The sequence below is a fragment of the Collinsella sp. CLA-ER-H11 genome (assembly GCF_040092445.1).
Lineage (GTDB): Bacteria > Actinomycetota > Coriobacteriia > Coriobacteriales > Coriobacteriaceae > Collinsella.
This window is the reverse complement of the sequence record NZ_JBBNLN010000018.1, coordinates 1-13,764: the sequence shown is the minus strand read 5'-3', so window position 1 is coordinate 13,764 and position 13,764 is coordinate 1. Positions and strand designations below refer to the sequence as shown.

The window sequence follows — 13,764 nt, the reverse complement described above, 5'->3', positions numbered from 1 at the left end:
GTCCCAAATTGACTACTCGTGAAAGTCGCGTCCGCGCGCATGGACGGCTCGTGAGCGGGTACACGGCTGTAGTAACATAGCTCTGTCCGCGGGCGCGCCCGCGTTATTGTGAGAAAGGAGCCCCTGTGGCTGTTAACGAAGAGCTGCTTAAGAAGGTTCTTGAAGAGATTCGCCCCAACCTACAGGCCGACGGCGGCGACATGGAGTATATAGGCGTTGATGACGAGGGCGTCGTCAAGCTGGAGCTTCAGGGCGCCTGTGCCGGTTGTCCCATGAGCGCCCTGACGCTTTCCATGGGCATCGAGCGTATCCTCAAGGAGCACGTGCCCGGCGTTACCCGCGTTGAGCAGGTCAATGCCTCCGGCGAGACCGATGACCTGTACGACGAGTATGCGCCGTTCTAAGAAGTGAAAGCTGCGGGCGATATGCTCCGCATAGACGTCACGCCCGAATATGCGGCTGCGAGCGCAAGGCCCGCGGCCGCATTTGTATGTAGGGAGCAGGGGGACCGATATGCTCAACGACCTCTACCATATGCTTGATCCCGTCGCCATCTCGGCGGGGCCCATCACCATCTACTGGTACGGCTTGGCCTATGTGGTCGGCGCCCTGCTCACGGCGGTCGTCATGTACCGCACGCAGCGCCGTTGGGGTTTTGACATTACGGTCGACGACCTGACGAGTGTCGTGGTCGGCGTGGTCTTTGGCCTTATCATTGGCGCCCGCCTGTTCTACGTCATCTTTTACGGCGGCGGCTACTACTGGGCGCATCCGCTCGAGATCTTTGCCACCAACGAGGGCGGCATGAGCTTCCATGGCGGCCTGGTGGGCGGCATCATCGGCGGCGTGCTCGTGTGCCGCATGTACAAGCTCGACGCCTGGACCATCGCCGACCTTGCCGTTATCGGTGCTCCGCTGGCCTTATGTCTGGGACGCTGCGCCAACTTTGTCAACGGCGAGCTGTGGGGCAAGCCGACCGATCTGCCCTGGGGCGTGATCTTTGGCGGCACCGCGGGCGATATGCCGCGCCATCCCTCCCAGCTCTACGAGGCATTCCTCGAGGGTATTGTGCTCTTTTGCATTCTGCAGGTACTCAGCCGCAAAAAGCCGCTACTGCCCCAAGGCACGTTTATGGGCGTCTTTGTGATGGGTTACGGCATCGTTCGCTTTTTGATTGAGTTTGTGCGTGTGCCCGATGCGCAGCTGGGCTATCTGCTGGGCGGCGTCATCACCATGGGTCAGCTGCTGAGCCTGCCGCTCGTAATCGCGGGCCTGGCGCTCATCATCTTTGCTCGTCGCCGCAACCAACCCCAGCGCATCTACCTCGACGCCTAACTACCACAAAGGGGACAGGCACCTTTGTGGTGATTCGCTGGGCAACGATGACAGAACCGTAACGTTTCCCCAGATAAAACCTGCCAAAATAAACCTGTCCCTTTTTGGCAGGTTTCTAGAAAGGCTCTTTGGACTGTGAAGGATTCCGATCTCTCCACAACGGCTGCGCGCGACGCTGCCCGCATCGTCTGGTTTAAGCGCTACCCCGCCAAGCAGACGCTCATCGCATTTTTGCTCGCGCTGTTGGCGACCACGGCGTTTTCCATCGATCCCGCCCCGGTGTCGAGCAACGCAGTCTTGGCGATTGACCCTAAAGCCTCGGGCATGCTGTACGTGTGCTACGAGGTGCTCCTCTCGTTTGCCGGCCATACCGACGCGGTCATGCTGCTTGCACTTGCCTGTCTGCTCACCTTGCCGTTTCGCTACGTGTTCTTTGGCCGTGGCGACACCTGGCGTCCATCGATCATTCTGCCGTCGCTGTTCTTCGCCATCTGCATGGTGTTCGGCCGCAGCTACGACCTCACCGACTCGGCCGAGATTGTCCTTGGCGACAAAGCCCGCATCATCTGCGCCTGGATTGGCGGCGCGGGCTGGATGCTCTTGGCGGTCGTTGCCTTCTACCTTGCCTTTGAGTGTCTAGATTGGCTGAGCTCCCGACGCATTCCGTTTTCCGAGGCGCACTTTGGCCGCGTATGGCGTGTGACTCACGCCGTGCTCTCGGTCCATCCCTTTGCCGGGCCCTTCCTGGTGCTTATGATCGCCTGGGCGCCCACGCTCATCGCTTCGCTGCCCGGCCTTTTTATGGGAGATACGGGCGCGCAGATTCGCCAGTGGTTCAACTATCCCAACGGCACGAGCGACTACCTGCGCCTACTCAACCCCAACGTGCTGCTCAACGGGCATCATCCCGTAGTGCACACGGCCATTATCGGTTCGTGCGTTCAGCTGGGGCTTTCGCTGTTCAACAGCGCTAACGCGGGCCTCATCATCTATACCTGTGCTCAGTTCGTCATCACGGCCGCCTGCATGGCCTATTCCATTTCGTCGCTGCGCAAACTGGGCGTGAGCCTGCCGGTTCGCGGTGCGATTCTGCTGTTCTTTGCGTTTATGCCGATGTTCTCTAACTACGCGGCGCTGCTCACCAAAGACGTTCTCTTTGCCGACGCGTTCTTGGTGCTGCTGGTACAGACCGTCAAGCTCGTTGCGTGTGGCTTGCCCCGTCGTGATGCCAATGTCGAGCGAGCGGGCGAGAAAGCCCCCGTGCTCTTTGCGCGCCACGACTGGCTGCTGCTCGCTCTGGGTGCCATGGTTTCCACGTTTCTGCGCAATGGAGGTCTGGTGTTTCCCCTGGCGGCATGCGTAATCGCGGCGGCGTTTTGCGTATGGGACGTGCATGTGGCTCGTCGTGCAGCCAAGCGGACTGGTGCTGCGCCTTCGGGCGCCATCCCGCGTTTCCGCTGGGTTGGCGTTCTCGCGGTGCTCGCGCTCTGCCTTGCCTCTAATATGTACTTCACCAAGGTCTTTATGCCGGCGCACGACATTACGCCCGGTTCCAAGCGCGAAATCCTCTCGATTCCGTTCCAGCAGACGGCTCGTTTCGTCCAAAAGCACGACGGCCTCAACTCGGGCGTCAACCCCACGGTTAAGGAGGACGGCACCATCGTGGAGGCTCCTTGCGACGGTTCGGTGACCGACGAAGAGCGTGCCGTGATCGATCGTGTACTCAAGTACGAGAATCTGGGCCGCCGTTACAACCCGGATAAGTCGGACGCTGTCAAAAATTGCTTCAACGAGTACGCCTCGCAGGAGGACATCAAGGCCTATTTTGAGGTGTGGGCCCAGATGTTCAAAAAGGATCCCGAGTGCTATATCTCGGCGCTCATCAATAACTACTACGGCTACTTTTATCCGAGTGCCCGCGATGCGTGGGTCTACAGCACGGCGCGCAGTGCCGAGATTATGGCAAAGCCCGATAACCTCAAGTACTTCGACTTCCATCCGGTTGACAGCAACGTGGTGCGCTGGTGCGACCACCTGATCAATTTGTACCGTGTGGCGGTGCAGCGTGTTCCCTTTATCTCGCTCACCATGAGCTCGGCCACCTATGTGTGGATCATGATCGCCGTGGTGGTCTACTTGCTGCGTCGTCATTCATGGCGTGCGCTGGCGATCTGGGTGCCGCTGTTGGGCGTGCTCGCTGTGTGCCTGATTGGCCCGTGCAACGGCTCGACTTACATGCGCTACCTGTATCCGGTCATCGCCTGCATGCCCTTCGCCATCGGCGCCACCGTCACCCGCAGCGACTTCTTCTGGTTCTAATTTGGTGCATTGAGGGCCAGGTTTCTTTGCACCAAAGGGGACATCATCACGACGCCTTCATTTTGGGGTTTATCTCGCAGGGCAGTAGGTATATCATAACGACGTTTGTTTATATTGCCCGAGCATCTGCGCTGGGCTTTAGGTCGAAACCGATAGGAGACACGTATGTCCGGACACTCTAAGTGGGCCACAACCAAGCATCGTAAGGGCGCGCAGGACGCCAAGCGTTCCGCCCTCTTCTCCAAGCTCAGCCGCAACATCACCGTTGCTGCCCGTCTCGGCGGTGACCCGCTGCCCGAGAACAACGCCAGCCTCGCCGCTGCCGTTGCCAAGGCCAAGGCTCAGTCCATGCCTAAGGACAAGATCAAGTCCGCTATCGACAAGGCTTTTGGTTCGGGTGCCGATGCCGCCGTCTACGAGAACATCGTGTACGAGGGCTACGGTCCCGCCGGTGTCGCCGTCTACGTCGACTGCCTGACCGACAACCGCAACCGTACCGCCGCTGATGTCCGTTCCGCCTTCTCCCACGCTGGTGGCAACCTGGGCACCTCCGGCTCCGTTGCCTTCCAGTTTGAGCGCAAGGGCCAGATCGTCGTCGCCAAGGAGATCCTGGACGAGAACGCCAAGAAGGAGACCATGATCGCCAACGGTGCTGCCGGTGACGAGGATGAGTTCATGATGGCCATCGCCGAGGCCGGTGGCGAGGACTACGAGGATGCCGGCGAGGAGTGGATCGTCTGGACTACTGCTAACGAGGTCATGGCTGTCTCCAAGGCGCTCGAGGAGCAGGGCGTCCAGGTCAAGGGCTCCGAGACCACCATGGTCCCGACCACCCCGACCGAGGTCTCCGGCGCCGACGCCAAGAAGGTTCAGCGCCTCATCGACCGTCTTGAGGAGCTCGACGACGTCCAGGATGTTTACAGCACCATGGACATGACCGACGAGGTCATCGCTGCCCTCGAGGAGGAGTAGCGCCCGCACGGGTTAAGCCGTGCATATCTGGGCATAATGAAGCGAGCATGCAAGCCTCGTGGAATAGATGAGCCGGATCCGCGTGCGTAGAGCACCGGACCCGGCTCTTTTATAATGATGCGAACCGTTTTGTATTTCGAGTGCCGAGATTTGAAGGGAGCGCCACGTGCGCGTACTCAAACGAGCCCTAGCGATTGTGTATCTTGCCGCCGCCATCGTGGCGCTGGGTACGCTTGTCTGCCAGTTTTGGGGGCCGTATACGTATCGCTTTATGCTGCTGATGCGCGACCCCATGCCGCGCATTGTCGTGACGGCATGCGGCGGAGTTGTGGCGATCGGCGTGCTGGTAAGCTTCTTCCGCCTGATGTTTGCTCGTCGCGAGCCGTCCTGTGTGCATCCGGCGGGGGAGCGCAATATCGAGGTCACCCTTGCGGCGCTTTCTTCGTGTGCTAGGGCTGCTGCCGAGCGCGACGACCGCGTGATGGTCGAGCATGTCGAGGCCCGCGTCCAAGGCTCCGACGATTCGCACGTCCGATTTAAGGTCGAGGCTATCGCGCTTGACGATAAGGACGTGGCATCTCTGGCTACTGCGATGCAGCGGCGCATCGAGGAAGCTTGCGACACCATGCTTGGCACGCCGGGCACGACCGCACGCGTTCGTTTTTTGCCGTCCAAGACTACCGTCCAGACCGTGGAGGTTTCCGGTGAGTGATACCAATCAAGACAAGACCGCTCGTACGCCGCGCCTGACGATTGACCAGAGCGCCACGCCGGCGAACGAACCTGTTGATTCCAAAGCAGAGGCAACCGAGTTACAAGACGCGGCAGCCGCGGATTTTGACGAGGCTATGGGTCTCATCAAGGGTACGGGCGCTGCCATCTGGAGCTATGCCGTGCGTCATCCCAACACCACGCTTGGCGCCGTCGCTGGCTTTATCCTCGCCGTGTTGGTGCTCACGTTGGGCCTGTGGGACACGCTCGTCATTGCATTCTTCGTGCTGATCGGCGCTGTGATCGGCCAAATTCGCGACGGCGAGAACGGGATCGTCAACTTCTTCGGCCGTCTGTTTAGCGGCCGCTAATAGGCCGCTAATATGTATTCGACTGTCGCATCTGCGGCAGGCATAAGGAGGAACCATGGCTTTTAACACGAAGGTCGATGTAGCCGATACCGAGCTCGAGGAGAACGAGGCGGTCGTCGCCGAAGCCGAGGATGTGACGCTCGAGGACGAGGCTCTTGTCGAGGTCGAGTCCGATGAGGATGAGGACGACGAGGAGGCGGACGAGTCCGAGGACTCGCTGACCTATTCCAACGGTGTGATCGAGAAGATCGTTGCCATGGCCACCCGCGAGGTTCCGCACGTTCTGGGCATGAAGGGTAACCTCATGCACTTTGTGCAGGAGCAGTTTGGTGCCGAGAATCTGACCAAGGGCGTGACGGTCGAGGTCACCGATGACAATCGCGTGGTCGTCAACATCTCCGTCATTATCGAGTACGGTGCCTATGCGCCCGCGATCTTCGACGATGTCAAGGCACGCGTCACCGAGCGCCTTGCCGCGATGACGGGCCTTGAGGTGGCGGGCGTCAACCTGCGCATCGAGGACGTCATCACCCCCGAGGAGTACGAGCACCGCACCAGCCAGCACGAATAACCTTCCAAAAAGGGACAGGTTTGTTTTGGCAGGTTTTATCTGCGAAAACGTTAAACGGCCGACCGCGCAAGCAAAAGCGTGGCCGGCCGTTATTTGTATGCCCCCCGATGTAGGCATACCGCTCGTCTAACTAGGGGTTGCAATCGTCGCGTTCCGCGTTACCCTAATGGACGCATTGTTTCCAAATTGTTAACGAGGGGTTGCCGTAATGGCCGACGAGCACGAAACAGAAAGCAAGGCATGGGTGATTGAGGCCGCCGCGGCAGAGGCGGCATCGCGTGCTGCCGAGGAGATGCATCGTCCTCCCGTGGTGCCGATGGAGCGTGTGGTTGATCGCACCGATATCGAGCGCGGCGAGCGTGCCGGTCAAAAGCGCAGCCAGGAGCCGGGCTTTCCGCGCTTTTTTGCCGAGCTCAATCTGGGCCTGATTCTTACGGCCTTTGCCATCGTTGCGTTTAAAACCCCTAATCACTTTGCTTTTGGCGGCACCTCGGGCGTGTCGGTCATTCTGTCCACGCTGTTCCCGACCCTGCCCGTCGGCGTCTTTATGTGGATTATTAACGCGGTTCTCGTCGTTTTGGGCTTTATCTTTTTGGAGCGCAAGGCAATCCTGTGGAGCGTCTTCGCCTCGTTTGCGCTGTCCGCCTATGTTTCGCTGTTTGAGCTCTTTATTCCGACCGATGTCTCTCTGACGGGCGATATGTGGCTCGATCTGTGCTTTGCTGTGATTCTGCCGGCGCTCGGCAGTGCCATCGTCTTTGATATTGGCGCCTCGACAGGTGGCACGGACATTCTTGCCATGATCCTCAAGCGCCGCACCACGCTCGAGATTGGCCGCGCCCTGCTCCTGGTCGATATCGGCATCGTGACCATCGCGGCCTTCTTGTATGGCCCGCGTGTCGGTCTGTATTGCGTGCTCGGCCTGTTTGCCAAGACGCTTGTGGTCGACAAAGCCATCGAGAGCATCCATCTTCGTAAGGTCTGCACGGTCATTTGCTCCGAACCCCTTAAGGTCGAGGAGTTTATCGTCAAGCATCTCAACCGCACGGCGACCATCAGCCGCGGCTACGGTGCCTTCTCGGGCAAGTGCGTGACGGTGATCATGAGCGTGCTGAGCCGTCGCGAGGCCGTGCAACTACGCCGCTATGCGCGCGAAGTCGATCCGGGTGCCTTTATCACGATCGTCGACAGCTCCGAGATCGTCGGCAAGGGCTTCCGCGGAACGAACTAGCACAGACGTATTCAACGAACCGCCTGCTGGCGCCGTGTACCTTGCAAATCGGTCATCTTTGAGTATTTGACCCCACATTGGGCAATAATGATGCTAAAGACAACGTTTGCGATCCAAGTGATTCGTTCAAGATACGAAGGGATGATTCTATGTTCTGCTCGCAGTGCGGCGCCCCCATGGGCGATAACGACAAGTTCTGCGGCGTGTGTGGTGCTCCTAATGCCGGTGCCGCTGGCCCCGCTCCCCAGGGACAGCCTCAGCCCCAGCAGTTTGTTCCGCAACCGCCCGTGGCGAATGCGCCAAAGGGCTGTGTGGCTCAGGCGTTTGAGGATATGACCAAGACTCCGGGCGTGCTGCAGCGCGTGTGCCAGATCGCTTTTTTGCCGGCGCTTATCTGTGTCGTGTCGGTACTCGTTCTGTTCATCCCCGTTATTGGCGGCATTGCGGCTGCCATCGGCTTTTTGGCAGCTTGCATTGCGAGCGTGTGCGGTTCCGGCTTTGGCATCGAGTGGGGTCGCGATCTGTCGCTTAAGATCGATGACGGCATGGATCGTCCGCTGATGCGTTCCACGTCGTTTGGTCTCGGAGTCTTTTCGAGCGTTATTTCGGTCGTGCTCGAGGTTATCGCTGCCATTCCCGTTATCGGTGTAGTGCTTTCGCTGGTGGAGGGCGTGGTAATTGGCGCTGCGGGCTCGTATTCTTATTACGGCTCTTATGCGCTCGAGGCTGCGCTGTTTGGCTCGCTCGGCCTGCTTGTCCTGGCGCTAATTGCCTCGGCGATTCTGGGTGTCTTCTTTAAGATGTTCGCCGACATCGCCGTGATGCACTTTGCGGTGACCGGGCGTGTCGAGAGCGCGTTTTCGCTCGATAAGGTCTGGGCGGCGTTTAAGCACAACAAGACCAAGCTGTTCTGTGCTTCGTTCCTTCCCGAGTTTTTGACGGGCCTGGTCGCCAACGTTGTCACATGGATCTTGACGGTCGTCTTTGGCGCCATTGCCTCTGTCGGTATGTATAGCTACTACTATCGTCCTACGGGTATTGAGGCAATTGTTACCGGCGGTGGCGTCACGCTCGTGCTGTTCTTGGTGCTGGTCGCTTTCGTCACCGTATTTCTTACGGTCTTTGGCAAGATGCTCAAGCACCGTGCCGTTGGCTATTGGGCCGCACGCTATGCAAGCGAGTGGGCCGATGAAGATAAGGACGACGTTCTGACTTTTGTATTGCCCTTCGAGAAGAAGTTCTCTCCTTCGGGTTCCAGCGCTCCGGATGCTTCGCCGGCACCTGCACCAGCACCCGAGCCCGCGACCGAGCCTGAACCGGCGCCCGAGTCTGAGACGGCATCTGAGCCCGAGCCTGCGCCTGAGCCTGAGCCGGCACCTGCACCTGAGTCGGCGTCCGAGCCAAGCTCCGACGAGGAACCTCAGGACGAGTAGCCATGCCGTCTGCCATTTGGGGACGGGGTAGAAATAGCGCTTGAAGAATGAGCGGGGGCGGACGTGTCGAAACGTCCGCCCCCGCTCTGCTTTAGCCAGGCTGTTATGGATGGGTGTGACGACTACTCGTCGTGCTTCTCCTCGCGGCGTGCAGCAGCGCGTGCGTCGTGGATGCCCTTGATCGCGGCATGGCGAGCCGTTCGGGCATCATGGATGGCGTCGCGAGCCTCGGCGGTCGTCGCCTTGGCAGAGCGCAACTTGGCGGCCAGATCGGGGTTGGTTTCGGCGACCGCGGTAATCGCGGGGCCGTCGAGCTCCTCTTGCGTGGGCTCGGCCAAAAAGTCGATAGCATACTGGGCGGCCACCATGGAGCCCTTTGCCAGCACGCTCTCGTCGATCTTGTAGAAGCAGGAATGTTGGGCGTACGTGGCGCCAATCTTGGGGTTGCGCGTACCTACAAAGGCGAGCACGCCCGGTACGCGACGCAGGTACTCCGAAAAATCCTCGCCCGAAAGCGTGCCGCGATAATGGCCTTGGCCGGTGGGGCCCAGGCACTTGATTACAGCCTGACGGCAGCGCTCGCTCGAGGCGGCGTCGTTTTCGACCTTGTAGTTGGCGATGGTGTAGTCGGTGAGCTCTGCCTCGGCGCCCAGAGCTGCCGCGGTATGCTCCACGATGCGGCGCATGAGCTCCGGCATTTCCTCGTGGGTCGAATCGCCGTAGGTGCGCACCGTGCCGGCGAGGTAGGCCGTGCCGGCGATAACGTTGCGCGCGGTGCCGCCGTGCAGCTCGCCGACGGTGATGACGGCCGGCTCGTAGGGGCTGATTTCGCGCGAGACGATGGTCTGCAGGGCGTTGACGATCTCGGCGGCAACCATGACGGCGTCGTGGCCGCGCTGGGGCATGGCGCCATGGCACGAGGTGCCGCGTACGTCGATACGGAACCAGTCGGTATTGGCCATGCGCGGTCCGGGCTCGCAGCTCACGGTGCCGGCGTCGACCTCGCTCCAGATGTGCGCGGCGTAGGCGCCATCGACGCCGTCGAGCACACCCGTGCCGATCATGAGCTTGGCGCCCTGGCCATTTTCCTCGCTGGGCTGGAAGACGATGCGGACTTCGCCGTGGATGTCGTCGGTCATATGGCGCAGGATTTGCAGCGTGCCGAGCATCATGGCGATATGGCAGTCGTGGCCGCAGGCGTGCATGCAGCCCTCGTTGACGCTGGCGAACTCCTCGCCAGTCTGCTCGGTAACGGGCAGGGCGTCGATATCGGCGCGCAGCAGGATGCGGCGGCGTGGCGTGCCGTCCTCGCGATAGGCGTCGGGCGCGGTGCCGCGAAGCGTTGCCACCAAGCCGGTCTTGAGCGGACGCTCGTAGGGGATATTCATGGCGTCGAGCTGGTTGGCGATGTCGGAGGTCGTGCGCTCCTCGGCAAGGCTCAGCTCCGGGTGCTTATGGAAGTGCCGGCGCTGCTTGATGATATATGGTTCAAACTCGGTAGCGATATCTTTGATGGCTGCGGTGACGTCGTCAGCCGCGCGAGCCTCGGTCGCCGCCATAATCTGCTGTGCCTTGGTCTTCGTCATGGTCGATTTGCTCCTTGCTGGGTTGATCGCAAAATCGTACAGGCTCTCTCCAGTATGCCACCTGCCGCTAGGGCTGGTAAAGTTGCCGTTTGCCGCTTGGGGTTTTGTTACAAGGGCGGGGGAGTACACTCGGGGGTGTTGAATTTCCTGCCAGAGATGGGGATGCCCATGCAACATATCGATCGGATTATCCGCTCCAAGAACGTCTTTACCGCGCAAGACGGCATCGATACCGCCCGCGAGCTGGCGATTGCCATCGCAGGCGACCGTATCGTCGCAGTCGGTGCGCCCGATGACGTGATTGCCGCCGCGCCTGCCGCCACGCCGGTTATCGACTACGGCGAGCAGTTTGTCTGCCCCGGTTTCCATGACGCTCATCTGCACTTCTTCCATACCTCGGTCGGTTCCTCGCCGTACATGCTCATGGATATGGGCACGTCCGAGGCGGCGCTGGTGCAACATGCGCTCGAGTTTTCCCAGGATCTGCCTAGTGACGCTTGGGTTGTGACGCAGGGCTGGCGCGATTACCGTTGGGATCCGCCCGAGCATCCTACCAAGGCGTCGCTCGATGCGGCATTCCCCGATCGTCCCTGCGTTATGTATTCGGGCGACGGGCACACGCTTTGGCTCAACAGCCGCGCACTCGAGGCGCTCGGCGTCACTCGCGACAGCGAGCCGCCAGCGGGCGGCAGTTACGACAAGGATGCAAACGGCGAACTCACGGGCATTGCTCACGAGGCGGCTGCCATGCAGCTGCTACCGCGCTGCCTTGAGTGGCTGGGGGAGGATCGCATCGCAAGCGCTTACGCCGATCAAATGAGGCGTATGGCCGAGCAGGGCATCACCTCGATCTGCGATATGTCGCTCATGCCCATGCCGGGCTGCGATTTTATCCGCGACGACGTCTACGACAAACTGCAGGCAGCCGGCAAGCTGGGCATCCGAGCCCATCTGTTCCCCACGCTGCTGGATGACCAGTCGCGCTTGGAAGAGTTGCAGACCCGCTACGCGAACAACGCGCTGCTCTCGGCGCCTGGTTTTAAGCAGTTTTTCGACGGCGTGTCGAGCGAACACACGGCCTATCTCACCGAGCCCTATACCAACCCGCGCTTCCCGGGCGACCAGGGCCGTCTGACGGTTCCTGCCGAGCGTATGCGCAAGCTGGTCCTCGCTGCCGCGGAGCGCGGTCACACCGTGCGCATCCACGTCATCGGCGACGGTGCCATCCATGCCGCGCTCGATATCTTTGAGGAGGCCGCGGAACTGTACGGCCTGCCCCAGCACGGCCATAACACGCTCGAGCATCTGGAGAACCTCTTGCCCGAGGACATCGATCGTCTACGCAAGCTTAACGTCGTTGCCTCGAGCCAGCCCTGTCACATTACACTCGACCCGGGTGGACCGGAGCGCGACCTGGGCCTGGAGCGCAGCCGCATCATGTGGCCGTTCGCAACCTATAAGCAGCGCGGCATTCGACAAGCCTTCGGCACCGATAGCCCCATCACAGCTGTTACAAGCATGAACGTGCTCTACACGGCTATCACGCGCCAGGACCCCAAAAGCCACTGGCCCGAGGGCGGCTGGCTGCCGAGCGAGCGCATCGATGCAGCAACAGCCCTGCGCAACTACACCCTGGGCAGCGCGTACGCAGCGGGCGACGAGCAAAACCTCGGCAGCTTGGAGCCCGGCAAGTATGCCGACCTGGTAGTCCTGGACCAAAACCCGCTCACCGTTGACCCCCAAGAACTGCAAGCCACCAAGGTTCAGGCCACCTACCTGGCAGGTAACTTGATTTACGAGCGCTAACCCCACATCCACACCTCAGTTGCGGTGAAATAGTCCCTAAAAGGGGGTGCGGACGATTTCTTGGACCGCGCCTAGGCGTATCCAAGCTTCCTGCGGTACTCCATCGGGCTCAGCCACCCGAGGGACTTCTTGATCCGCTCCTCACGATAGTACACGAGGTAGGCCTCGAGCCTTCCCATGAACTCCTCGGCCGTCACGCCCTCCCAGTCCCTGTAGTGGAAGAACTCGTTCTTGAGGCGCCCGAAGAAGCCCTCGCAGGCCGAGTTGTCCGGGCTGCAGCCCTTCGCGGACATGCTCCTGACCAGGCCGTTCTCCTCGCAGATCCCGATCCACTCCGGCCAGCGGTAGTGGCCGCCCCGGTCCGAGTGGATCGTCGTGCGCGCGCCCGCCGGCCTCGCCGCGCAGGCCTTGAGCAGGCTCGAGTTCGCGAGGCGCTTGTCGGGGTGCAGCCCGATCGACCAGGCGACGGGCATCCCGTCGAAGCAGTCGACGATCGGGCTCAGGTAGACCTTCTCGCCGCCCGGGAGCCTGAACTCGGTGATGTCGGTGAGCCACAGCCGGTTGGGCTCGTCGGCGCGGAACCTCCTGTTCACGAGGTTCTCCGGCGCCTTGGAGACCTCGCCGGCGTAGGAGCTGTAGCCCCGGGCGCGCCTCTTGTTGTAGACAACCTCGAGGCCCTCCTCGCGCATCACGCGGGCCACGCGCTTCTCGCTGGCGCGGACGCCCTCGCGGCGCAGGCGCGCCCAGACGGTGCGGTACCCCCAGCACCCCGAGCCCTCGCGGAAGATGCGCACCACGCGGTCGCGTATGTCGGCGTCGCGGTCGCGCGGCGCGGCGACGCGGGGCCTCCAGTACTCATAGGAGCTCTTCGATATCCTCAAGAAACCTGTGATCGAGCGGAGGGGCAGGGCGGTCGCCCGCCTCAATCTCTCGCCGAGCTCGCACTTGCTCCTGTTCGAGATCGAAGCCGGGTCCCACCCTTCCGCTTTTAGGTCGGCCAACACCGCCCTGAGCAGCAGGTTCTCTATCTGGTCCTCGTTGAGCCCGGCGAGCGGGCCGGTCGCCGGCGGGGCGTAGATCGACTTGTCGGGGCCCAAGCTGGCCTCCTTCCGTGGCGGTTTCCTCGCCCCGATTCTACAGCGCGCCCCGGTGTAGCTGTGCGGGAGGTGCCCCGTCGCCCACTTCTTGGCCGCGCCCACCGAGACCCCCGCGAACTTCGCGGCGGCGGTCGGCCCCATGCCGTCCTCCGTCGCCAGGAGGAAGAGCTCGACCTTCTCCCTGCTGTACATGCGAACCTCCAGTTGGAGTGGGAAGGATAAACTGGACTTTCTTTTAAGGATCCTCAAGCGTATTGCCGCTCGTATTCCACTGGAGACATGTAGCCCAGGGTGGAATGCATGCGCACCCTATTGTAATAGAGCTCTATGTA

12 protein-coding genes are annotated in these 13,764 nt (G+C 61.0%); 10 read left to right on the top strand and 2 right to left on the bottom strand.

Going from position 1 to position 13,764, the window contains the following annotated elements:
- Positions 1 to 125: 125 nt before the first annotated feature.
- From AAAX35_RS09195 to AAAX35_RS09155, 9 genes are all read left to right on the top strand, one after another.
- Positions 126 to 404, top strand: a complete 279-nt coding sequence (locus AAAX35_RS09195; protein WP_022094472.1) for a NifU family protein — start codon at positions 126 to 128, stop codon at positions 402 to 404.
- 109 nt (positions 405 to 513) lie between these two features.
- On the top strand, positions 514 to 1,335 hold the full coding sequence (gene lgt / locus AAAX35_RS09190; RefSeq protein WP_349117409.1) for a prolipoprotein diacylglyceryl transferase: 822 nt from the start codon (positions 514 to 516) through the stop codon (positions 1,333 to 1,335).
- A 135-nt stretch (positions 1,336 to 1,470) separates the two neighbouring features.
- Complete coding sequence (locus AAAX35_RS09185; protein ID WP_349117408.1) at positions 1,471 to 3,654, top strand: DUF6020 family protein; 2,184 nt, start codon at positions 1,471 to 1,473, stop codon at positions 3,652 to 3,654.
- A gap of 165 nt (positions 3,655 to 3,819) precedes the next feature.
- Entirely contained in the window at positions 3,820 to 4,626 is an 807-nt protein-coding gene (locus AAAX35_RS09180) for a YebC/PmpR family DNA-binding transcriptional regulator (RefSeq protein WP_006234926.1), read from the top strand.
- 166 nt (positions 4,627 to 4,792) lie between these two features.
- On the top strand, positions 4,793 to 5,338 hold the full coding sequence (locus AAAX35_RS09175; RefSeq protein ID WP_349089378.1) for a hypothetical protein: 546 nt from the start codon (positions 4,793 to 4,795) through the stop codon (positions 5,336 to 5,338).
- The gene (locus tag AAAX35_RS09170) at positions 5,331 to 5,708 is read left to right on the top strand and encodes a DUF2273 domain-containing protein (protein WP_233540326.1); all 378 of its coding nucleotides are present in this window, start codon (positions 5,331 to 5,333) and stop codon (positions 5,706 to 5,708) included. The genes AAAX35_RS09175 and AAAX35_RS09170 overlap by 8 nt, the downstream gene beginning before the upstream one ends.
- A gap of 55 nt (positions 5,709 to 5,763) precedes the next feature.
- The gene (locus tag AAAX35_RS09165; RefSeq protein ID WP_161115101.1) at positions 5,764 to 6,279 is read left to right on the top strand and encodes an Asp23/Gls24 family envelope stress response protein; all 516 of its coding nucleotides are present in this window, start codon (positions 5,764 to 5,766) and stop codon (positions 6,277 to 6,279) included.
- A 208-nt stretch (positions 6,280 to 6,487) separates the two neighbouring features.
- Positions 6,488 to 7,510 (top strand): YitT family protein, encoded by a 1,023-nt coding sequence (locus AAAX35_RS09160; RefSeq protein ID WP_349117407.1) that lies wholly within the window; start codon positions 6,488 to 6,490, stop codon positions 7,508 to 7,510.
- A 149-nt stretch (positions 7,511 to 7,659) separates the two neighbouring features.
- On the top strand, positions 7,660 to 8,943 hold the full coding sequence (locus AAAX35_RS09155; RefSeq protein ID WP_349117406.1) for a zinc-ribbon domain-containing protein: 1,284 nt from the start codon (positions 7,660 to 7,662) through the stop codon (positions 8,941 to 8,943).
- A gap of 122 nt (positions 8,944 to 9,065) precedes the next feature.
- Here AAAX35_RS09155 and AAAX35_RS09150 read toward each other — a convergent pair whose 3' ends face one another.
- The gene (locus AAAX35_RS09150) at positions 9,066 to 10,529 is read right to left on the bottom strand and encodes a M20 family metallopeptidase (protein ID WP_271737144.1); all 1,464 of its coding nucleotides are present in this window, start codon (positions 10,527 to 10,529) and stop codon (positions 9,066 to 9,068) included.
- Positions 10,530 to 10,691: 162 nt separating this feature from the next.
- Here AAAX35_RS09150 and AAAX35_RS09145 point away from each other — a divergent pair, with 162 nt between their 5' ends.
- Complete coding sequence (locus AAAX35_RS09145; protein WP_349117405.1) at positions 10,692 to 12,335, top strand: amidohydrolase; 1,644 nt, start codon at positions 10,692 to 10,694, stop codon at positions 12,333 to 12,335.
- 71 nt (positions 12,336 to 12,406) lie between these two features.
- On the opposite strand, the gene AAAX35_RS09140 is transcribed toward AAAX35_RS09145, so the two are convergent.
- Entirely contained in the window at positions 12,407 to 13,624 is a 1,218-nt protein-coding gene (locus tag AAAX35_RS09140) for an IS3 family transposase (RefSeq protein WP_349117404.1), read from the bottom strand.
- Between the last annotated feature and the right edge of the window lie 140 nt (positions 13,625 to 13,764).